This window comes from Haloterrigena salifodinae (assembly GCF_003977755.1).
GTDB classification, from domain to species: Archaea; Halobacteriota; Halobacteria; order Halobacteriales; family Natrialbaceae; genus Haloterrigena; species Haloterrigena salifodinae.
This window is the reverse complement of the sequence record NZ_RQWN01000005.1, coordinates 160,518-182,452: the sequence shown is the minus strand read 5'-3', so window position 1 is coordinate 182,452 and position 21,935 is coordinate 160,518. Positions and strand designations below refer to the sequence as shown.

The 21,935-nt window shown below is 65.2% G+C and carries 20 protein-coding genes; 16 read left to right on the top strand and 4 right to left on the bottom strand.

Annotation, left to right across the window (positions count from 1 at the left end; genetic code table 11):
- The first annotated feature begins 92 nt into the window (after positions 1 to 92).
- The 7 genes from EH209_RS21050 to EH209_RS21020 all read left to right on the top strand — a co-directional run bounded on the left by EH209_RS21050 (position 93) and on the right by EH209_RS21020 (position 7,578).
- On the top strand, positions 93 to 2,198 hold the full coding sequence (locus tag EH209_RS21050; RefSeq protein WP_126664772.1) for a hypothetical protein: 2,106 nt from the start codon (positions 93 to 95) through the stop codon (positions 2,196 to 2,198).
- A 564-nt stretch (positions 2,199 to 2,762) separates the two neighbouring features.
- Positions 2,763 to 3,581, top strand: coding sequence for a transcriptional regulator TbsP (gene tbsP / locus EH209_RS21045; RefSeq protein ID WP_008895425.1), 819 nt, complete (start codon positions 2,763 to 2,765; stop codon positions 3,579 to 3,581).
- A gap of 299 nt (positions 3,582 to 3,880) precedes the next feature.
- Positions 3,881 to 4,585 carry an RNase P subunit p30 family protein gene (locus EH209_RS21040; RefSeq protein WP_126664771.1) on the top strand — a complete coding sequence of 235 codons (705 nt, stop codon included), beginning with the start codon at positions 3,881 to 3,883 and terminating at the stop codon, positions 4,583 to 4,585.
- The gene (locus EH209_RS21035; protein WP_126664770.1) at positions 4,569 to 5,285 is read left to right on the top strand and encodes a class I SAM-dependent methyltransferase; all 717 of its coding nucleotides are present in this window, start codon (positions 4,569 to 4,571) and stop codon (positions 5,283 to 5,285) included. Before EH209_RS21040 ends, EH209_RS21035 begins: the two co-directional genes overlap by 17 nt.
- On the top strand, positions 5,282 to 5,767 hold the full coding sequence (locus EH209_RS21030) for an Rpp14/Pop5 family protein (RefSeq protein WP_126664769.1): 486 nt from the start codon (positions 5,282 to 5,284) through the stop codon (positions 5,765 to 5,767). The genes EH209_RS21035 and EH209_RS21030 overlap by 4 nt, the downstream gene beginning before the upstream one ends.
- Positions 5,768 to 5,771: 4 nt before the next feature.
- Positions 5,772 to 6,542, top strand: coding sequence for an archaeal proteasome endopeptidase complex subunit alpha (gene psmA / locus EH209_RS21025; protein WP_008895421.1), 771 nt, complete (start codon positions 5,772 to 5,774; stop codon positions 6,540 to 6,542).
- A gap of 310 nt (positions 6,543 to 6,852) precedes the next feature.
- On the top strand, positions 6,853 to 7,578 hold the full coding sequence (locus tag EH209_RS21020; protein WP_126664768.1) for a ribosome assembly factor SBDS: 726 nt from the start codon (positions 6,853 to 6,855) through the stop codon (positions 7,576 to 7,578).
- Between the two features lie 27 nt (positions 7,579 to 7,605).
- Here EH209_RS21020 and EH209_RS21015 read toward each other — a convergent pair whose 3' ends face one another.
- Entirely contained in the window at positions 7,606 to 7,917 is a 312-nt protein-coding gene (locus EH209_RS21015; RefSeq protein WP_126664767.1) for an FUN14 domain-containing protein, read from the bottom strand.
- A gap of 386 nt (positions 7,918 to 8,303) precedes the next feature.
- On the opposite strand from EH209_RS21015, the gene hflX reads away from it, so the two are divergent.
- The 3 genes from hflX (at position 8,304) to EH209_RS21000 (ending at position 11,238) form a co-directional block, all read left to right on the top strand.
- Entirely contained in the window at positions 8,304 to 9,605 is a 1,302-nt protein-coding gene (hflX, locus tag EH209_RS21010; protein ID WP_126664766.1) for a GTPase HflX, read from the top strand.
- A gap of 116 nt (positions 9,606 to 9,721) precedes the next feature.
- On the top strand, positions 9,722 to 10,882 hold the full coding sequence (locus EH209_RS21005; RefSeq protein ID WP_126664765.1) for a thiolase family protein: 1,161 nt from the start codon (positions 9,722 to 9,724) through the stop codon (positions 10,880 to 10,882).
- Complete coding sequence (locus EH209_RS21000; RefSeq protein WP_126664764.1) at positions 10,879 to 11,238, top strand: OB-fold domain-containing protein; 360 nt, start codon at positions 10,879 to 10,881, stop codon at positions 11,236 to 11,238. The genes EH209_RS21005 and EH209_RS21000 overlap by 4 nt, the downstream gene beginning before the upstream one ends.
- Here EH209_RS21000 and EH209_RS20995 read toward each other — a convergent pair.
- A complete protein-coding gene (locus EH209_RS20995) occupies positions 11,235 to 11,999 on the bottom strand; it encodes a DUF7547 family protein (protein WP_126664763.1) in 765 nt (254 codons plus the stop codon). The genes EH209_RS21000 and EH209_RS20995 overlap by 4 nt on opposite strands.
- Before the next feature lie 126 nt (positions 12,000 to 12,125).
- Here EH209_RS20995 and EH209_RS20990 point away from each other — a divergent pair, with 126 nt between their 5' ends.
- The 3 genes from EH209_RS20990 (at position 12,126) to EH209_RS20980 (ending at position 15,940) form a co-directional block, all read left to right on the top strand.
- A complete protein-coding gene (locus EH209_RS20990; RefSeq protein ID WP_126664762.1) occupies positions 12,126 to 12,782 on the top strand; it encodes a DUF7504 family protein in 657 nt (218 codons plus the stop codon).
- 274 nt (positions 12,783 to 13,056) lie between these two features.
- Positions 13,057 to 15,042, top strand: coding sequence for an AAA family ATPase (locus EH209_RS20985; RefSeq protein WP_126664761.1), 1,986 nt, complete (start codon positions 13,057 to 13,059; stop codon positions 15,040 to 15,042).
- A gap of 145 nt (positions 15,043 to 15,187) precedes the next feature.
- A complete protein-coding gene (locus EH209_RS20980; RefSeq protein WP_126664760.1) occupies positions 15,188 to 15,940 on the top strand; it encodes a ribonuclease H-like domain-containing protein in 753 nt (250 codons plus the stop codon).
- 167 nt (positions 15,941 to 16,107) lie between these two features.
- Here EH209_RS20980 and EH209_RS20975 read toward each other — a convergent pair whose 3' ends face one another.
- A complete protein-coding gene (locus EH209_RS20975; protein ID WP_126664839.1) occupies positions 16,108 to 16,398 on the bottom strand; it encodes a HalOD1 output domain-containing protein in 291 nt (96 codons plus the stop codon).
- Positions 16,399 to 16,709: 311 nt separating this feature from the next.
- Between EH209_RS20975 and EH209_RS20970 the strand changes: the two genes are divergently transcribed.
- Positions 16,710 to 17,312, top strand: a complete 603-nt coding sequence (locus EH209_RS20970; protein WP_126664759.1) for a hypothetical protein — start codon at positions 16,710 to 16,712, stop codon at positions 17,310 to 17,312.
- A 329-nt stretch (positions 17,313 to 17,641) separates the two neighbouring features.
- The gene (locus EH209_RS20965) at positions 17,642 to 19,909 is read left to right on the top strand and encodes a catalase (protein ID WP_126664758.1); all 2,268 of its coding nucleotides are present in this window, start codon (positions 17,642 to 17,644) and stop codon (positions 19,907 to 19,909) included.
- A 33-nt stretch (positions 19,910 to 19,942) separates the two neighbouring features.
- Here the strand turns inward: EH209_RS20965 and EH209_RS20960 are convergent, their stop codons facing one another.
- Positions 19,943 to 21,214, bottom strand: coding sequence for a cation:proton antiporter (locus EH209_RS20960; RefSeq protein WP_126664757.1), 1,272 nt, complete (start codon positions 21,212 to 21,214; stop codon positions 19,943 to 19,945).
- A 101-nt stretch (positions 21,215 to 21,315) separates the two neighbouring features.
- On the opposite strand from EH209_RS20960, the gene EH209_RS20955 reads away from it, so the two are divergent.
- Complete coding sequence (locus EH209_RS20955) at positions 21,316 to 21,915, top strand: hypothetical protein (RefSeq protein WP_126664756.1); 600 nt, start codon at positions 21,316 to 21,318, stop codon at positions 21,913 to 21,915.
- The last annotated feature ends 20 nt before the right edge of the window (positions 21,916 to 21,935 follow it).

The following is a 21,935-nucleotide window of genomic DNA, read 5'->3' as shown; positions in this document are numbered from 1 at the left end:
CAAACGACGGTCGCTCCCGGCACCTCTCCTGAATTATCAAAGTTTTGACTGCCGATACAACTAACTTTCCCGGGGAACATTCAGCGTACCGAATGATAGAGTGGGCGGTAGACGACGGGGCGCTCTGCGTGACTGACGCCGACAACGCCGAACTGTCGGTTCGCGGTAGCGGTCTCGTCGTCGGCGGAACCGGACCCGACATCCCACGGCCCGTCGACGAGACGGTCGTCGTGACGACGGACGAACTCCGATTCCCCCACGCGGTCGCCTACGCGTTTTCGCTCGGCTCGGACGAGCAACACGAACTCGACCCCGACGGGGCGCCGCTCTCGCTGTCCCCGGGCGAGTACGTCGTCGACATCGACACGGAAATCAAGACGTACCTCCGGTTTTCCGGGACGGCGACGATCGAGAAAACCGGCGGCTACGAGGAGACCGTCGTCAGATTTCCCGATCGCGTGCGCGTGATCATCGGCTTCCGGAGTCGCCACGAACTCCCCGCGGGAACCATCACCGTCCCTGACACGCCCGAGGGGATCGCCGCCGGACTCACGCATCTCGCCACCTCCCACAAGACCGATGGTCCGGATCGTACCTATCCGACCCTCCGGGGCCACCCGTCGCTGCTCGAGTGCGGCGACAGCCTCGAGATTCCGGACTGCATCCGAGAGGACTTCTCGCCGTCAGGGATCGAACTGGTCGTCCCGGCCGACTACGAGTCCCTGTTCGTCGCCGCGCCGCTGGCCTACTACCTGCAGGCGACGATCGAACCCCGCGAGCGTCCCCCAACCGGGCCGAGCCACGCGACGCTTCGCGTCCCGGAGTTCGCCGTCGAAAAGCGGCTGTCGCCGATGCCCGGTCTCGAGCGCGACGTTGATCGACTGCTCCGGAAGGCCTTTTTCTTCGACTGTCTGGTCCGCAACGCCGGCCCCTACGGGACGAACCTGGCCGAGCAGAGCATGCTCGAGGTCCTCGGTCTCGACGCCGAGGAACTCTACGAGGCCGGCCCCCAGCGCCGACTCGCGACCTACCTCGAGGTACCCGACGCCGCCATCGAACACCGCCTCCCCGACTGGCACCTCTCGACGTACGTCCGCCCTGACTACGACAGCGTCGAGTCGCTCCCTTTTCTGCTCGACCGGATGAGCCTAGTCCACATGCCACGGACCTCCGAACTCGAAGGGAAGGAACTCGTCGAGCGCTCGCTGGAGGACTTCTACCGCGGCGGAAACAACGGCCCCGATGGCCGCAGCCGGGCGAGCACCGGGAAGGTTGCGTCGGTCGACATCGTCAAACCCGAACTCCACAACGGGCGGGTTCACGGCTGGCTCGCCGACGGCGTCCCGATCGACGTCTTCAAGACGACCCCCGAGGCCTACCACAACCGGCTGGACTACCTCGAGCGCGCGACCGACTCGACGTCGATCGCCGTCGTCCTGAACGATCCCGAGATGGCCGGCGAACACGACGACGTCGCCGAGATCTACCGCCAGCGATCCGAGGAGCTCTCGATGGAGGTGACCGTCGACGAATCGCTCTCGACGGCCGAACTCGCGCGCGTCTTCGAGGACGACCACGACTTCGTCCACTACATCGGCCACTGCGAAACCGACGGCCTGCGCTGTTCCGACGGCTACCTCTCGACCTCGTCTCTCGGTCGCTGTAACACCCAGACGTTCTTCCTCAACGCTTGCGGCTCCTACTACGAGGGGATGGGGCTCATCGAGCGGGGGAGCGTCGCCGGCGCGGTCACCTTCTCGAAGGTCCTCAACGACCACGCCGTCAAAGTCGGCTCGACGTTCGCCAAACTCCTCGTCCACGGGTTCAGCATCGAACGCGCGATGGGGCTTGCGCGCAGGCGTATCATGATGGGGAAAGACTACGCCGTCGTCGGCGACGGCACGCACTCGCTGACCCAGGGTGAACACCGCGTCCCGACCACGCTCACACTCGAGAAACTCGAGGACGAGCGCGCCGAGTACCTGGTCACGTTCGACTGTTACTCGACGCGGGTCACGGGCTCGTACTACTTCCCGCACGTCGAGGGCAACGAGTTCGCCTACCTCTGTGGCACGCAGTCGAATTTCACCGTGACGAAGTCGAAACTGGCCACGCTACTCCAAGAAACGGAAGCGTCGGTGATCTTCAACGGCGACGTCTACTGGTCGACGGAGTTGGCATCGCGGTTCGTCGAGTGATTCCGACAGAGAAAACAGGAGAGAGCCTACGACGGTAGTCGTGGGGTGAATCCGTCACTTGTGAACTACATCACAAGCGTCTGACCGCGGGAGTCTTGAGGTGGGGAACGTTGCCTCCGTGGAATCGGCATCGTCCGACAGCCACGCGGAAGAATCCCACAACTTCAGTCGTGGGAGGAGGTCAAGGGCCGCCGTACGTGCTGACGCGCTTGGCTCGCATCGTCGGTCGATCCGCTCTCTCGGCCGTATACGCCCGACAGAGGAATTCACGCGTAATCAACCGTAATCGCTCGCAGCTAACACCCATACGACCTAACAATAACAGATCGTTACTATATATCTATCGTCAATTCTACAACTGTTTACGAGTGGCTAACGGCGGTGCAGTCGAACGATCTGACGGTTCTAACAGATTGCCGACAGGACATAGATTCGGCGCCATCTCGTCGGACAACTGACGAGAGCGCGGACAAAAATTACCGGCGTCGCCGTCGCACACGATGTTCTGGTGTGGATTCGGCCACCAAAATTAAGTAATATCCGTACGTTTACTTCTGTATAGACATGACCTCGAATTTACTCAACCACCAGATTGACGATATCCTCGACTCCGTACTCGAGGAGGCGACCGGGGACGTCTACATGGTCAACCCGTCGGGGGACGCCATCGAAGAGTTCGTTTCCGTCGCGACTGCGTTCGACGGCGACCTGCCGTCCGTCCACATGCTCGCTGACGAACGAACGCTAAAAGACGTCATGGACGACTTCATCGTCGCCTCGAACGCCGCGGACCTCATCAGCGAGGACGCCCTCGCGCTCCGCACGCTCGAGGAGGCGCCCGAGAACTCGCTTTTGGTCACCGAGGACCGAGTGATCGCCATCGTCCACGCCGGCGACCGCGTCGGCGGCCTTGTCACGGACGACGAGAGCTTCGTCGAAGACACCTACGACACCTACGCGGCCCGCTGGGACGACGCCGCCGAATTCAACCTCCGGACGCCGCCGATCACGGCCGTTCGCGAGACCCTCTCCGAGGAGATCAGCCCCGAGGCCGAGGACGACTTCACGTCGATCCTCAACTCGCTCGAGACCGCCCGCGGCGACGGCGACGGACTCGACGAAGTAACGATTTCGCTGCTCGTCGCGGCCAAGAACGAGGCCCTACTGTACGACATCAGCAAGTGGGGCGAGGACGTCGGCATCGCGTCCAAGGCCACGTTCAGCCGCACGAAGACCAAACTCGAGGATATGGGCCTCATCGACACCGAGAAGGTCCCGATCGACGTCGGTCGCCCGCGCCTTCGCCTGAAGATCGGCGACGACCGACTCCAGGAAGCGGACAACGGGCAGCTCGCGACGGTCGCACAGTCGATCCTCAACTAAAAACGAACTTTTCCTCTGCGGGTGCGCCTTCGGCGCACCCTCGGGAAAACTTCGATGAAAAGCACTCCTCTTTCCGTTCACTCGCTCGGTAGCGACGCTTCGCGTCGCCCCTCTCTCGTTCACATCAGTCGTCGGCCCGCTCGCTCGGCCTCCGGCCTCGCTCGCGGTTGCTAACGGATGATAGCCTGCCCTCCCCCGAGTCGCGCGTCTCTCGCAGCGCTCGAGACGCGCTCCCGGCCAAGAGTTTTCGTTCGGAGCATGACGCAAACCCCAAGTCGCCGCCGCGAGACGACTCGAGTATGTACGAGGCCGTCCACGCCCACCCAGACGGAGAGAGCACGGTCGCCCGGTTCGCCAAGACGGCGGCCGACTACGGTTTCGAGGGCGTGGTCGTGCGCAACCACCACGACTCGCGCGCGGAGTACGACGCCGAGGCGATCCGCGAGGAGTACGGGATCGACGTCGTGGAGGGCCTCGAGATCCGCGCCGACGACCCCCAGGAGGCCAGTGGCTCCGTCGGGAACTATCGGACGACCGAGACGATCGTCGGCGTCCACGGCGGGACGAACGCCATGAACCGGTTCGCCGTCGAGAGCGAGAAGGTCGACGTACTCGCCCATCCGATGGCCGACAACGGCGACGTAAACCACGTGCTGGTGAAGGCGGCGGTCGAGAACGGCGTCCGCCTCGAGTTCGACCTCTCCGGGGTGCTCCGGACCAGCGGCGGACGTCGAGTCAGGGTCCTCCAGTCGCTGCGCAAACTCGAGGAGATCGTCGGCCACTACGACGCCCCCTACGTAGTCAGCGCGAACCCGCGCTCGCACCTCGAGTTGCGCGCTCCCCGCGAACTGACGGCGCTCGGCGAGGAGATTGGTCTCTCGACGGCGTTCGTCGAGCGAGGGTTAGCAGAGTGGGGGCGGCTCGCCGAGCGCAACCGCCGGATCCAGTCCGAGTCGTTCATTGAGCCCGGGGTCGAACGGGGTAGGTATGAAGAAGAGCCTTGAGGACCACGCCGCCCGGTTCGACGAGAAGGCCGGCGAGTACGACGAGTCGAAGTCCGACGAGTACCGCGCCTGTGCGAATCTGGTCGTCGAACACGCCGCCCCCGGCGAGGACGACGTCGTCCTCGATCTCGGAACGGGGACCGGCGCCATCGCGCTCGCGCTCGCCCCCGACGCCGACCGCGTGGTCGGCCGCGACATCAGCGAGGGGATGATGGAAGAAGCCGAGCGCAAGGCCGACGAGGAAGGCCTCGAGAACCTCGAGTTCGACTACGGCACCTTCCGGGAGCCCGAGTACGACGGCCCGGTCGACACCGAGTCGTCGGAGACGCCTCGATCCCACACTCGTTCCGCTCGCGTGGACGTCGTCACCTCGAACTTCGCTATGCACCACCTCTCGGACGACGAAAAGCGCGAGGCGATCGACGTCATCGCCGCCCTCGAGCCCCGAAAGTTCGTCCTTGGGGACGTGATGTTCTTCGGCGAGCCGGATTCCGACGCGCCGTTCTACTCGCCCGAGGTTGACGATCCTGCGACGGTCGGCGCGCTCGCCGACGCCTTCACCGACGCCGGCTTCTCGCTGACCGCCGTCGAACGCGTCCACGACCAGGTCGGCGTGCTGGTCGCCGAGCGGTCGACGACCGCCACCGACGCCGAGGGCGAGGTCGGCGATCCCGGCGACAACCCCGCCGCGGACGAATGAAACACCTCCCGAAACACCTCCAGCCGCGGTGGCGGTATCTCGCCGTCGAACTCGAGACCTGGCCCGACGCCGTGATCGATCGCCGGGCGTTCCAGCGGGAGTGCTGGTACGCGGCCCAGAACCTGCTGGGAGATCCGGGCAGCGCCCACGCCGATATGACCGTCCTCAGGTTCGAATTCGCCGGCGAAACCGGCGAGGCGATCGTCCGCGTCCGCCGCGGCGAGACCGAGCCGGCCCGCGCGGCCCTCGCCTGTATCGACGAGATCGACGGCGCTGCGGTCGGCGTACGGGTCTGCGGTATCAGTGGTACGATCCGTGCCGCTGAAGAAAAGTATTTAGGACGCCGCGGGCAAGATTCCGAGAAGAGAAACGTCGTGTTCGGGAACGAGGAGCGAGTCGCCGTCCTGCGGGAATGCGTTGCAGACGTACGACTCGATGAGGCGTTCACGGGTGCGACAGACCTCGATTACGATTTAGCGTGATACTATGCAGGGACAAGCCCAACAGCAGGCGTACGACCGCGGCATCACGATCTTCTCGCCCGACGGCCGACTCTACCAGGTCGAGTACGCTCGCGAGGCGGTCAAGCGAGGAACGGCGAGCATCGGCGTCCGAACGAGCGACGGCGTCGTGCTGGCCGTCGACAAACGAGTCCCCTCCCCGCTGCTCGAGGACTCGAGCGTCGAGAAAATTCACAAGGCCGACGACCACATCGGCATCGCCAGCGCGGGCCACGTCGCCGACGCCCGCCAGCTGATCGACTTCGCGCGCCGCCAGACGCAGGTCAACCAGCTGCGCTACGGCGAACCGATCGGCGTCGAGACGCTGACCAAGGAGGTCACCGACCACATCCAGCAGTACACGCAGGTCGGCGGCGCCCGTCCGTTCGGCGTCGCGCTGATCGTGGGCGGCATCGACAACGGCGAACCGCGCCTGTTCGAGACCGACCCCTCGGGGACGCCCTACGAGTGGAAGGCCCTGGCCGTCGGCGCCGACCGCGGCGAACTCCAGGACTACCTCGAGGAGAACTACGACGAGGAAGCCGACCTTGACGGCGGCATCGCGCTCGCGCTCGACGCCCTCGCGTCGGTCAACGACGGCTCGCTCCTCCCAACCGAGGTCGGCCTCGCGACGGTCGACGTCGAGACCGAGTCCTTCGAGCAGTTCGACTACGACCGGATCGAGTCCCACCTCGAGGAGAACGACATCTTAGACGAGGGCGACGACGCCGCCGCGGACGACGAAGAGCAAGAGTAACCGACTCGCTCGATTTCGACTCGAGTACCGCCTTCGTCCCGCGCGTCGACGACGACGGGTTCGACCCACGGAACGATTCGCTTTTCCCGTTCAATCTGTGCGCGTGAGCGTGCGAACTATTCACCGTCTACCTCCACCCGCGCCCGATGGACGACCGGATCCGTACCCGCTCAGCGGCGGCGCTCGCGAGCGGCGGCTCGTTTCGACCGACCGGACGACCGGCTGTCGCCGGTTCGAAGCGGGGTCGAACCCGGAACCCGCGCCGTGATATCGGGAAACACTCTTTTCATTGGCGAGGGAAGCAACCGATATGATATCGCTCGACGAGGCGGTGACGGCGCGACTCGAGTCACACGGGGCGCGCTTCGAGGTGCTCGTAGACCCGGACGCGGCACTGGAGATCAAACGCGACGAGTTCGACGGCGACCTCGAGGACGTGATCGCCGCCGAGGACGTCTTCGAGGACGCGTCGCGGGGCGACCGTCCCGCCGAGGACGACCTCGAGAAGGTCTTCGACACGACGGATCCCCTCGAGATCATCCCCGAAGTGATCAAGGAGGGGGAGATCCAGATCACGGCCGATCAGCGCCGCGAGATGCAAGAACAGAAGCGCAAGCAACTGATTGACACCATCGCGCGCAACGCAGTCAACCCCCAGATGGACAACGCGCCCCACCCGCCCGAGCGCATCGAGAACGCCCTGGAGCAGGCCGGGTTCACGGTCGATCCGATGGAACCCGTCGAGAGCCAGGTCGACGACGCGCTCGACGACCTGCGTCCCGTTATTCCGATCCGATTCGAGGAGGTGACCATCGCCGTGCAGATCCCCGCCGAGTACGCCGGCAGCGCGCAGGCGCAGGTCCGCCAGTTCGGTGACTTAGAGCGCGAGGAGTGGCAGGCCGACGGCTCGTGGGTCGGCGTCATCACCTTCCCCGCGGGGATGCAAAACGACTTCTACGACGTCGTCAACGAACACTCCAGCGGCGAGGCCGAGACGGAGATCATCAAAGACAAGGACGACCTGAAGACGCGGTAGGACGTTCCGGCGGGCGGTGCGGCCTTCTCACCCGCGGTGGTAACCGATCAGGAAACCGCTGGCGAAACCGGCCCCAACCGAGACCATCGAGAGCGCCGACACGAGCCAGTGAACGCCCTCCTGGGCGCGGTCGCCCGTCTTGAGCAGTCCCGCGGAGAGGCGGCTCCAGTCGACTGTGACGATCTCCTGGGACTCGAGGTAGCGAAAGGCCATCAACTCGACGCCGACGATGATCGCGAGCACTTTCGCGATCTGTTTCGTGGCGAATCCGAGCACCCCACCAACGACCGCGCTGCCCCCGAACTCGAGGCCCAGCCCCGTCGGATCGACGTCTAGCATCACGGTGTCGTATTCGGGTCGTCTCCAATGACTGTTATGGCTTCGTGATATTCTTGATAGCTGACGTCAGCTTCGATCTGCGACGCGCTGCTCGCTGCGGATCGAGTCGCGTTCCGGCGCGTCGACTCCGCCGCATGGCCTGTGGACGCGCCACGGGATTCAAGACCGTCGGGGGCGTACGGTCGGGTATGTGCCGTATCCGTCGAACAGTAACGGAGGTGTTCGACCGCCATCCGTAGCGCGATCGGGCAGCCGCGGTCGCGAGTATCGAGCCGCCGTACCCAGCCCGTGGGACCAACGGGCCGTCGGGTCGCCAAGCGACCCGTCTCACGTCGTCTCGAGCCTTCTTCTCCGAGCAAGAGCTACGAGCACGTCTTTCCACCCGCATGAGAGCAATCATCGCCAAGCGCGTCGATTCGGGAACGCCCGACACGAGTGAGATCCGCGACCTCGCCGCGGCCGCGGGGTACACCGTCGTCGGTGAGATCACCCAGTCGCGGAAGGCCGATCCCGCCCTCCAGCTGGGCGAGGGGAAAGCCGAGGAACTCGCCGACGAAGTCGTCGCGACCGACGCGACGACCGTCATCTTCGACAACCGGCTCGGCCCCTACCAGACGTATAACCTCGGGCAACTGCTCCCCGAAGGCGTCGAGGTGATCGACCGGTTCACGCTGATCCTCGAGATCTTCGGGCAGCGCGCCCAGACCCGCAAAGCCCAGCTCCAGGTCGAACTGGCCGAACTTCGGTACGAACTGCCCCGCGCCGAGGCCAAGACGAGCCTCGCCAAACGCGAGGAACACCCCGGCTTCATGGGGCTCGGCGAGTACGACGAGAGCCGCGAGCAGGACATTAAGGACCAGATCAGCCGGATCAAAGACGAGCTCGAGCGGATCGAGCAGACCGAGCAACACCGCCGGGAGCGTCGGCGCGACTCCGGCTTCGATCTGGTCGCGCTGGCGGGGTACACCAACGCCGGCAAGTCGACCCTGCTGCGCCGGCTCGCCGACGACCTCACGGTCGAGGAAAACGAGGACCTCCATCCGGATCTCGACGCGACCGCCGAATCCCAGGACAAACTGTTCACGACGCTGGGAACGACGACCCGCCGCGCGGACATCGAGCCCCGCGACGTGCTGGTGACCGACACCGTCGGCTTCATCAGCGATCTGCCCCACTGGCTGGTCGAGTCGTTCAAGTCGACGCTCGACTCCGTCTACCGAGCCGATCTGGTGTTGCTCGTCGTCGACGTCAGCGAGGACATCAACGAGATCCACGAGAAGCTCGTCACCAGCCACGACACCCTCTACGAGCGCAACGAGGCGCCGATCGTGACGGTGCTGAATAAGATCGACAAGGTCGACGACGAGGAGCTCGCAGAGAAGCGCGACGCCCTGTCTGCGCTCGCCCCGAACCCCGTCGCCGTCAGTGGCCGGGACGGGACGAACGTCGACGCCCTGCTCGAGCGCATCGACGAGGAACTGCCCGACTGGGAAGAAGAGCGCCTCCTCCTGCCGATGACCGACGACACGATGAGCGTCGTCTCGTGGCTCCACGACAACGCCAACGTCGAGGAAGTCGCCTACGGCGACGAGGACGTCGTCGTCTCCTTTGAAGCTCGGCCGGCGATCGTCTCGCAGGCGCGCTCGCGGGCCAGCGAGTTGCGGACGGCGGCAGCCGAATCGGCCTGATCGAACGGCGACGGACGCTCGATCTCTCTTCTTCCCGGCTCGGTCCCCGACGATGACGTCGCGACGTCGGTGGCCTAACCCCACCTTATAAATCGATGACTCGAGTCTCCTAGGTTATGGAACGTGTTGCAATCATCGGTGCGTCGATGACCCAGTTCGGGCAACGCGAGGGGGAGTGGGTCCTCGACCTCCTCGCGGAGGCCGGCCTCGAATGTCTCGAGGATTCCGGCGTCGACGCCAGCGACCTCGACCACCTGTACGTGTCGAACATGGCCAGCGGCGAGTTCGAGGGCCAGACCGGAATTCCCAACGCCTTGGCCCACGACATCGACGCGATGCCGGCGTACACCCAGCGCGTCGACCAGACGAGTTCCAGCGGCGGCGCGGGGATCTACGCCGCCTGGCAATCGGTCGCCAGCGGCGCCAGCGACATGACGATGCTCGTCGGCGGCGAGAAGATGACCCACCGGACGACCGGCGAAGCGACCGACGTCATCGCGTCGCTGACCCATCCGGCGGAGTACAAACACGGCGTGACGCTCCCGTCGTTCGCGGGGCTGACCGCCCGCCACTACCTCGAGCGGTTCGACGCGCCGCGAGACAGTCTGGCAAAGGTGGCCGTCAAGAATCACAAGAACGGCGTCGACAACCCCAACGCGCAGTTCCAGAAGGAGATCGACGAGGAGACGGCCCTCGAGTCGCCGATCGTCGCCGATCCGCTCCGGCTGTACGACTTCTGTCCGATCACGGACGGCTCCGCGGCGCTGATGCTCTGTCCGGAATCCGTCGCCGAGGAGTACACGGACGACTACGTCGTCATTTCGGGCATCGACGGCGCCACGGACACCCACGTCGTCCACGAACGAGAGGATCCGACCGTGATGGGCGGCGTCGTCGAGAGCGGCGAGGGCGCCTACGAGATGAGCGGCTACGGCCCCGACGATATCGATGTCGCCGAACTCCACGACATGTTCACTATCCTCGAGTTCCTCCAGATGGAGGGGCTGGGCTTCGCTGAGCAAGGAGAAGCGTGGGAACTCGTCGAGAGCGGCTACACCGAGCGCGACACGGGCGAACTGCCGATCAACACCTCCGGCGGACTCAAGTCGAAAGGCCATCCGCTGGGCGCCAGCGGGGTTGCACAGGCGGTCGAGATCTACGAACAGTTAATGGGAGAAGCCGGACCGCGGCAGGTCGACGCGGACGTCGGCCTCTGCTGTAACGTCGGCGGCTTCGGCAACTGCGTTATCACCACCATCATGGAGGCGGCACGATGACTATGGAAGCCTACGAGTACGAAGATGGCTCGATCAGCTACCCCGGCCACCCCCGCGGGCCCGGCGGCACCGAGCCGGTAGAGACGATCGATCTCAGCGAGTATACCGGCGAAGTCGTCACCTGGACGACGAGCACGGCGACGCCGCCCGGCGTTCGCGAGCCGAACACGCTCGCTATCGTCGAGTTCGACGTAGACGGGGAGTCGGTCCGCGCGCTCGGTCAGGTGACCACCGACGAGATTGAGACCGGCGACAAAGTCGAACCGGTCCACGTCGAGGAACTTCGCGAGCCCGGCGCCGGCATCCGCGAACCGGAGAGTCAGGACTGGGACGGCTACCGGTTCCAGCCGGTCTAGGCCGCGTCGGAACCGTTTTCGCTCGAGTCGGCGTCGTCGTCATCAGCAGCGGCGTCGTCGTCATCAGCGGCGGATTTATCGCCATCGGATTCGCCGGAGGCATCATCGTCGGTACCGTCGGCACCGTCGTCGCGGCCGTACTGATCCTTCAGGGTCTCGAGTTCGGCGTCGACGTCGACGCCCGGGTCCGGCTCCGACTCGTCGTCCGACGCACCGTCGAGCGGGTCGCCGTCCTCGATATCGATTCGGACGGCGTCCGTCGCGTCGGTCGATCGGCGCTCGAGGTCGTCGCCGGCGTCCCGGAGTCGCCGGTCGACGTCGTCGCGCAGTTCGCGGGCCTCCGAGAGCAACTCGCGAGCGCCCTCGTCGGCGGGGAGGTCGCCGTCCGACGCCGCCCGTTGGAGTTCGGCGAGGACGGTGTCGAGTCCGGAGAGCGTCGATCGGCGGAGGTCGTCGGCGCGCTCCCCGGCGGTCCGCGTGGCTTCGGTCGTCCGGTCGCGAACGTCCCGTTCGGTCCGGGCGAGTTGCAGGGCTCGCTGGAAGCCCTTGAGCGCACGGACGCTGGTCTCGAGGGCCGCGATCGCGGCGGGAATCGCGACCTCGTCGGTGAACGCGAGGAGTTCCCGAGGCGTCGGCGGTCGGGGCGCCGGCGGGCGGAACGGCGGCCGGCGCCGGGTCGACTCGAGCTCTGACCGGAGTTCCTCGATCGTCCGTGTGAGTTCGCGGACGGCCTCGGCGAGTTCGTCGTCGGGATCGGCCATAGTTCAGCTACGGCGGCCGGAACAAAAAGCCGGGTGATCGGACCGATCGCTATTATTCGCCCGGTGGTCGCGTAGGTGGATCCCGGCCACAATATTTATTATAATACCGGAGACTCGATAAAAAGGATGACAACTGAACGAGGGGGCGCTGCGGTGGAGCAAGCCGACTTTGCCCAGACGCTTGCGAGACTCAAGCGCGACGGGAGCAACGTCTTGCTCGTCGGCGCGGAGACGGCCGACGTGCACACGTCGCTCTGTCATCGGCTGCTGGGCGAGACGGGGGACGGCGCGCGGTATCGACTGTTCGTAACCGACGGATGCGAGTCGCTCGCGAAAGCGAACGACGAGTCGGACGAAGGGACCGCTCGGACGATCGACTACTCGGCGCTCGATCCCACCGCAAGCGAGGACGCCGAACTGCGCGGTCGCACGCCGCTCGGGGCGCTGGGGATCGAGATCGCCAACGCGATCGACGGCTTTCAGGGTGACGCCGACGGCCTCGAGCCGTCCCAGCTACGGGTCTGCGTCGACTCGCTGGTGGCGCTGCTCGAGGAACACACGGCGGAGAAAGTGTTTCGACTGTTGCACATGACGACGTCGCGGGTGGACGCCCTCCAGGGGATGGGTCACTACCACCTGCCGCTCGATCGCGACCACGAAGCGGTCCACCTCTTCGAACCGCTGTTCGACGCGGTCGTCGAGATTCGCGTCCGTGACGGCGTCGCCGAACAGCGGTGGGAACTCAGGGATCGGGAGACGCCGACCGACTGGTTCACCGTCTGATCGGATCCGCGCCGGGCCGGTAGGTCGGTCGCGACGAGGGAGGTTCCGAACCGTTCGTTCGAGACAACACTCACGAAATAACGATAGTTATCAACGTTGTCTATACAGCTGTAATCTAATGACCAGGTTGTGATAATAACGGTCAGTCTGGAAACGGGTACTCGCCAGAAATAGCGTGTAACGCCCGTCTTCGGACCGAAGCACTCCAGGGATATTGGTGTTACGGCAGAAGGACTATATACGGAACGACCTATCGGATTAGAGAGTACAATATATGGAAGTCAATGCTGAGCTTCTCGGCGGAGCTGCCGTCACCGTCTTCCTCGCGCTCCTCTTTTTCGGCGTCGTCGTGCTGTGGGACGTCGCGCTGGCGTTACGGAGCGTCGGAGACAAGATCGACAAGCTGGAGGACAATATCGACGACGATCTGACGGATATCGGCCACTCGCTGGACAACATTTCGAACGGACGCGGCGGCGGTGGCGGGACCCAGCTGCACCTCAGCGGCGGGACCATCAGCTCCGGCCCGAACCCCGGACAGGCGCAGGGCCAGACAGCACAGACGACACAGAGTCCGGGATCGCAAGCAGCCGGCGGGCCACAGCCCGCAGAACCGCAGCAGGCGGCCCAGCACTCCCCCAACGGGAACGGTGGCGCCGCCGCTGACGCGACGACGGCGACGGCTCCCGGTGCCGAAACGGGTCCGACGAGAGCCGAGACCGCGGCGGGAGCGGCGCGCGGTACCGGCGGCGTCAAAACGGAAACTGCTGACGCTCGCGCTGCCGATCGAGCCGCCGCCGGCGGGGCCGAAACGTCGGCCAACGGCGCTGCTGTCTCCGGGGTCGACGAACCGTCTCCCGACCTCGAGACCGACCCGACGGCGCCCGGAACGGACGCGGCTGAAGCGGCTCTCGCCGACGAACGGTCGACGGCCCCAACCGAGGCAGCGACTGCTGCCGACGCTGACGCTGGCGATACTACCGTCGATGCCGACGTGGCGGACGAACCGGATGCGGATTCCAGCCACGAGGCGGCGACGGAGAGCGACGCCGCGACCGACGAGACGCCGAATGATCGGGCGGCACGCAACCAGGGTCGGTTCATCTCGCACTCCGACGGGACGGCGTGGTACGCGATTCGGCTCGATCGCAACGCGATCGCCGACCCGGGACCGACGATCGCCGGCGAGCTAACCGACGGCTCGGAGCGGGACGACGCGGTCATCGCCGCCGGGCCGGTTGACTCGACCGCGACGGAGGAGACGGATACGTTAGCCGCGGCCGCCGACGAGTCCGAGGCCGACGAAACTGATTCCGTTGTGGCGGCGCCGCCGGCCGAGACGGCCGAAGACGATCTCGAGCGGGAATCGGCAGCGCCAACGACCGCCGACGCGTCGAACGACGACGATCCCGAAGCGGCCTCGGTCGACGCCGACGCGGACATCGACGAGACGGACGACACTGCTGTCGGCTCGGACGAGGACGACGGTGCGGCCGAGGGCGAAACTGTCGGTGAGGACGGAACCGAAACCGACGCCGAAGCGCTCGAGCCGGAGGCCGACGAGAGCGAGGCCGACGACGCTGCTGCGGACGACCGGCCGACGGCGGAGACGGGCCTCGAACTCGACGACGCTGAGACTGAGACGAACGAACCGGATGCTGAAGAGGCCGAGGCGGACGCCGACGACGAAAGCGACGAGTCGGACGCAACCGGTCTGGAGACTGTCGACGACGCCGTTTCGGACGACGAGACGGAGCAGTCCAACGACGAGCCGACTGTCGACGCGGCAGATCCGCTCGCCGGCGACGTGGCCGCCTTCGAGTTCGACGACGAGGACCTCGAGGACGTGACGGTCGAGGAGGCCGTCGACTCGATCAACGAGGAGGCACCGGCGCCGGAGCTCTCGAGCCACCAGTTCGACGTCTCGGCGGAAGTCTACGGGACCGATGAGAGCGGCGACGGATCTGCTTCCGACGGCACGGAGCGCGACGACGGCGGCGAAAACACCGTCCTGACCTACGAATTCGAGACGGACACCGTCGAGATCAGCGGCTCGACGAAACGGCTGCTCCAGTACCAGCTGCGGAGCTTCGCCGACCGCGACGCGACGCCCGAAGCCGACGTGACGATCGGTCGGAACCGCATCGTCATCGAAATCCCCGACTCGGACGGCGACGCCGTCCAGCGCTGGAGTGAGGCGGCCGTCGACATCATCGACCGGACGCTCTACCTCTCGGACAACAGCTCCGACGACAGCTGATCTACGCGACGTTCCATCTTTCTCGAGCTGGCGACGCCCGATTCTCGGCCTGGCGCGTCGTCGATCCCGCTGCCGAACGGCCGTTCGATCGAGCCGTCGCCGTCGATCCAATCGCTTTTAGTTCGCTCGTCCCCCTCGAAGTGGTGTGCGAATCGAGAACAGTTTCATTCCCGTCCGCGGTGTCGGGGAGACCACCGAACGCAAACTCTGGCAACACGGAATCACCCACTGGGACGAGTTCGACGGCAGCGTCGTCGGCGACACGTTGGCCGACCGCATCCACTCGTTCATCGAGGAGGGGCGGACCCACCTCGAGCGCGGCGACGTCGCCCCGTTCGCGGAGCAGCTGCCGGCCGCGAGCCGCTGGCGGTGCTACGAGAACGTCCGCGAGGAAACCTGCTTTCTGGACATCGAGACGACCGGACTCGACGCATCCTGCGAGGACGTCACGACCGTCAGCGTCCACCGCGGCGGCGAAACCGAGACCTTCGTCAAGGATCGGGATCTGACCGCTCGTCGGCTGGCGGACGAACTCGAGGAGTCGTCGCTGTTGGTCACCTTCAACGGCCAGCGGTTCGACGTCCCGTTCCTCGAGACGTGCTACGACATCGACGTGACGACGCCCCACGTCGATCTCATGTACCCCTGTAAGCAACTCGGGCTCGACGGCGGGCTGAAGGCGATCGAGCGCGACCTAGGCATCGATCGGGACATGCCCGACCTCAGCGGCCGGGACGCCGTCCGGCTCTGGCACGAGTACGAACGGGGCGACGAGGCCGCCCTCGAGACGCTCGTGGAGTACAATCGGGCCGACACCCGAAACATGGAACCGCTGATGGAGATCGTCGCGGACCGTCTCCACGAGACCGTGTTCGAAGCGGCCTGCGCCGACGAGTAGCGACGTCGTCGGCCTCGCGCTGACCGAAGACGGACCCGTTTTTCGTGCCCGGAAATCGTCGGTACGTAGTCGAACGGCTAACTACGCGGAGCGAGTCGGGACCGACGCGGCCAGCGACCGATGCTCGCCGCTGACGGGATCGCGATCAGCTTCGATCGAACGACTGCTTATCGGCCGCCGGTTTTCTCGAGAACATCGACGTTGCCGTCGCTGGTGACGACGACGCGGTAGCCACAGAAGACGAATTCTACCCGGCCGGAGCCTCGACTCGAGCCATCCTCTCGGGGCGCAAAGAGGGAATCGAGGGCTTCCGGATTGATGACGTCGTACAGCGCGTCGTACTCCGGCGGTTCGATCTCCACCGGATCGATGCCCTCCTGTTCGGCGACAGCACTGATAACTTCAAAACTGAGCGAGTCTGCAGCGGTCGCCTTCGATGAATCGGCTGAGAGTAGCATTGCCCGGACGGTTACAGTCGTCGAATATAAATCCACCGGCCCTAATGGAGTGTTGCTGTACATCATTGGTCGGTAGAGTACAGAAATAAACATCAACCCTCATTTTTAGTAGTAATTATAGTTTAATATTATTATAGAGCTATGATCTGGAACGATTCAGGGAGTAATTTTCGCGGCGCAGGCGTCCCTTGCGAATGTCTAGAATTCGTTTTCAGGTAAGAATTGTGAGGAGGGACGTACGGTCTCGAACGGACGAAACGCGGCTACCGGACACCACACTGTCGGTCGCACCGGTGGCGACAACGGGGAATATGTTCGGGAGAGGGTTCTGGGCCGACGCGGCCGTTTTCGCTACTGTGATGAACCCCTTCACCCGGTCTACGACGCCCGGCGGCGACGGATTCGATTCGTGGGACGCGTTCGATCCGGACCGCGCACCGGCGCCCGGCCCGTTCCTCGAGGGCCATGACGTGCTCGCGGGCGACGACCACCTCGCCTTTCACCGGCTCACCCGCGAGTTGTTCGAGGAACGGGGCGTCTACGACGCGACGTTCGGCTACAACCTCGCGCGGCTCAACCTCGATCGGCGCCATCCCGACGCCGGGTTCCGGTACGCGGTCGACGCCGACGAGCCGTCGGTCCTGCGCGCAGAGTTCACGCCGACGACCGAGTTCTGCCCGCAAGCCGAGGCGCTCGTCACGGGCGCGTTCCGAGCGTGGAACGGACTCGCGGATCGCCACGAATACGATCTCGTGCGCGTGCGCGCCCACCCGACACACCATCAGTCCGACGCGCTCGACACCGAACTCGAGCGACTCGAGACCGAGTTCCGCGAGACGGGGACCGTTCCGGGTGCGGAGTCGGACGCCGACGCGGCTACGGGCGACGGAACGACCGCACAGTCGCCGTTCTGATCGGACTCGTCCCGAAACCGCCGTTTCGGGTCGCGCTCTCCTCCCTCGAAGGAATCAATCCGATCCGATGTCGCTCGCGACAATTTCTGCCGCTGATCCTCGACGCGGGCAACCGAGCCCGTACCGGACTTGCGAAGGACGGGAAGACGTTGATACGATTACTTCTGGACGATACGGTAAACCGGTCGCGAGATCGGAGACTCCGAGACGCGGCCCGTCACCGCCCGCACGGGCTACTCGAGGAGGATACCGACGGCTCGACCGGTTGCACGCGCAGTCGCGGTACGGGTCCCCGATCTGTGCGCGCGAGTCGACCCGGAGTTTCAACGATGTCAGACGACGACTCTACGCCCACCGAACGAGACGAAGAGCAGCCGCAAGCGACCGACGGCGGCGAGACCGACGAGTCCGACGAGTCCCGCTCCGACGCCGAATCCGGCCGGACCGGAACCAGCCGCGACGACGATATCGACGAGAACAGCAAACAGGAGCAACTCGACGACGTTCGCGAGAACCCCGAGGGTGAGCAGCTGACGAGTGACCACGGGGTCAAGATCAGCGACACGGACAACTCCCTGAAGGCCGGCGAGCGCGGGCCGACGATCATGGAGGACTTCCACTTCCGGGAGAAGATGACCCAGTTCGACCACGAGTCGATCCCGGAACGGGTCGTCCACGCCCGCGGGACGGGCGCACACGGCTACTTTCAGCCCTACGAGGATCCCGACCTCGGCGAGTACGACGATCTCTCCGAGCTGACCAAAGCCTCGTTCCTGCAGGATCCCGACCAGAAGACGCCCGTGTTCACGCGGTTCTCGACGGTCGTCGGCTCCCGCGGCTCGGCGGACACGGTGCGGGACGTCCGCGGCTTCGCGACGAAGTTCTACACCGAGGAGGGCAACTGGGACCTCGTCGGGAACAACATCCCGGTCTTCTTCATCCAGGACGCGATGGAGTTCCCCGATCTGGTCCACGCGATCAAACCCGAACCCGACGACGCCATCCCGCAGGCGTCGTCGGCTCACGATACCTTCTGGGACTTCGCCTCCCTCAAACCGGAGATTACTCACATGATCATGTGGGTGCTATCGGGACGCGCCCTCCCCCGCGCGTATCGGATGATGCAGGGCTTCGGCGTCCATACCTTCCGGCTGGTCAACGAAGAGGGCGATTCGAAGTTCGTCAAGTTCCACTGGACGCCGAAACTCGATACCAGTCAGTTAGTCTGGGACGAGACTCAGAAGATCGCCGGGAAGAACCCCGATTTCAACCGACAGGAGCTCTACGACGTCATCGAGGCCGGGTACGCGCCCGAGTGGGAACTCGGGGTCCAGATCTTCGACGAGGACGACGCCGCCGAATTCGACTTCGACATCCTCGATCCGACGAAGATCGTTCCGGAAACGGAGGTTCCCGTACGGCCGGTCGGAAAGATGGTGCTCAACGAGACGCCGGACAACTTCTTCGCGGAAGTCGAGCAGGTCGCGTTCCACCCGGGTAACGTCGTTCCCGGCATCGACTTTTCGAACGACCCCCTCCTGCAGGGACGGCTGTTTTCCTACCAGGACACCCAGCTTAACCGGTTCAACAGCGCCAACTGGGACGAGATTCCGATCAACCGTCCCGTCGCCGAACGCCACAACAACCAGCGGGCCGGATTCATGCGCCAGGAGATCAACGAGGGCAAAGCCTCGTACAAGCCCAACTCGATCGGCGACGATGACCCGCGAGAAACATCCGAGAACGAGGGCGGTTACGAGCACTATGCCGAGAAAATCGAGGGACAAAAGATCCGTAACCGGAGCGAGAGCTTCGAGGACCACTTCTCGCAGGCTCGGCTGTTCTGGAACAGCATGACCGACCCGGAGAAACAGAACATCGTCGACGCCGCCCGGTTCGAACTCAGCAAGGTCGACCGCATGGAAATCCGCGAACGGATGGTCTACGATCTGTTCAACAACGTTGATCACGGGTTCGCTAAACAGGTCGCCGAGGGGATCGGCGTCGAACCCCCAGAGGAACCCGGCGACGAGCTACCCGACCACGACGCCGAGGACCCCGCGCTCAGCATCAACGAGCGCCGAGACGCCGACACCATCGAGACGCGAACGATCGCCGTCCTCGCCGACGACGGCTACGATAGCGACCATCTCGAGACCGTCACGTCGACGCTAGAAGACCAGGGCGCTCGCGTGAAGGTCGTCTCGAAGATGCTCGGCGACGCGGAAGCCGAGAACGAGTCCACGGTCGAGGCCGACGAGAGCCACGCGACGGCCGAATCGGTGCTGTTCGACGCCGTCTTCGTCCCCGGCGGCGCGGACAGCGTCGACGCGCTCGTCGAACAGGGCGAGGCCAAACACTTCGTCACGGAGATGTTCAAGCACAAGAAGCCGATCGCCGCCGCCGGCGAGGGGACGGAACTCCTCGAGGCGGTCGACCTCCCCGACGTGGAGATCGCCGACGATGGCAAGACCGTCTCGTCGGACGGCGTGGTAACGGGGCAAAGCGACGACCTCGAGGAATTCGCCGAGGCGTTCGTCGACGCGATCGCCGAACACCGTCACTGGGAGCGGAGTCCGAAGGAAGTACCCGCATAGCGGGCGCTTCGACGAACTATCGACGGGAGCAACTCACTCGCGGGCTTCGGCCCGTTTCTCGAGCCAGCGGACCGCGGGCGTCGCGGTGATCCCGTGGACGAGGATGGAGATGAGGACGACGGCGCCGACGACCGCCCACAGCCGGTCGGCGTCGGGGAACGCGGCCTGGTTGAGGCCGTAGGCGAGGTAGTAGAACGAGCCGATCCCGCGGACGCCGAAGGCGGCGATCGTCGCCCGTTCGGCGATATCGCGGTCGAAGCCGAGGAATCCGACGATGCCGGCCAGCGGTCGAACCAGAAAGACGATCGCGACCGCTGCGGCGACCCCCTCGATCGTCAACGGCTCCAGGAGGCCGCCGACGATGGCGCCGCCGAAGAAGAGCATGATCAGTCCCATCATCACCTGTTCGGCGAACTCGCTGACCTCGTGGAGCGAGCGGTTGTAGTCGTGGGTGCGCTCGTAGTGGCGGACCATCAGCGCCGCGACGAAGACCGCGATGAAGCCGTAGCCACCGAGGAGTTCCGTCGCCCCGTAGACCAGCAGGGTACCGGCGACGGCCTCGAGTCCCTGCACCGACTCCGCGACGGGGGTGTCGGGCTCCGTCGCGAAGACGAGCCGCGCGGTCAGGTAGCCGAGGACGACGCCGACGATCACGCCGACGACGATCTTGTAGCCGACGTCGATCAGAAGCCACTCGCCGACCCAGTTGCCGGGCACGAAGCCAACGAGCGCGAACGCGATCGCCAGATTCGTAAAGGGAAAGGCCAGCCCGTCGTTCAGCCCGGCCTCCGAGGTGAGCGCGAATCGAACCTCGTCTTCCATCCCGGCCGTCTCTTCGGCCTCCTCCGCCTCGCTGCCCATTCCGGGACCGCCAACCTGAACCTCCGAGGCCAGCACCGGGTCGGTCGGGGCGAGACACGCACCCAGCAGAACGGCGGTCGGGATCACGAGGCCCAGCCACCAGCCCAGCAGCGCCGCGCCGGCGATCGACAGCGGCATCGTGATCGCGAGTAGCCGCCACGTCGACGCCCACGCGCGCAATCCCGGCGGTCTGTCGATCTTCAGCCCGACGCCCATCAGGGCGATGATGACGCCCAGTTCCGTGAGATGTTCCGTCGTCGTCCCCTGCTCCAGGGGATCCGGCGCCGGGAGCCCGATCGGCAGTCCGAAGGCGAGCATCCCGAAGCCGACGAAGAAGATCGGCATCGAGATCGCTCGGTCGGAGACGAACCGGGGGAGAACGGCGATGCCGAACAGCGCGATCCCGACGACGACGAGGCCGACGTTGTACAGCTCGAGTGCCATCTGGCTCGGTCGTGGACGTGCGTACGAGCAATCGATCCTTTAGCCCGGTGCCGGCGTTTGCCGAACGAATCCCTTTGCCACGAGGCGACGAGGACAGATGTATGAAGGGGTCACCGTCGGAGTCGACGGATCGGACGAGCCGACGGCGGCTGTTGCAGGCGAGCGCGGTCGCCGCGACCGTCGGCCTCGCGGGCTGTATCGAGGAGATGGGGACGGAGTTCCCGCAGAATACGAAGTGGCCGGTGTCGGAACGGATACCCGATCTCCCCGTCCGCGAGCGGGTCGAGATCATCGAGGAGCGGATTCACGAACTCGCCGAGGCGGATATCGCCGGCCCCGACGAACTCGTTTCGACGCTCGGCGAGTACGATCTGGCGGTCGAATCGATCGACCGCGAGCGAGACGTGCTGACGCTCGAGTACGTTAACACGGACCGCGCCGACGAGGGGAACCTCCACGACGTCGGGCTGCTCGCGGGCGGCTACGCGGCGCTGATCGATAGCGGGTTCGAGGCCGCCGCGCTGGGGGCGACGATCCTCGACGACGCGCCGGCGTCGTATGGCTCGGCGACGATCGAGACGCCGTGGGCCGTAGAGTACAATCAGGGTGAGCTGACGGCCGCCGAGTACGGCGAACACGTCGCGGGCACGATCGAATCGCAGCGGTACGAACCGGAAGTCGGAGTCGACCCCGAGGAGTAAGATCTCCGGAGTCACGGCGG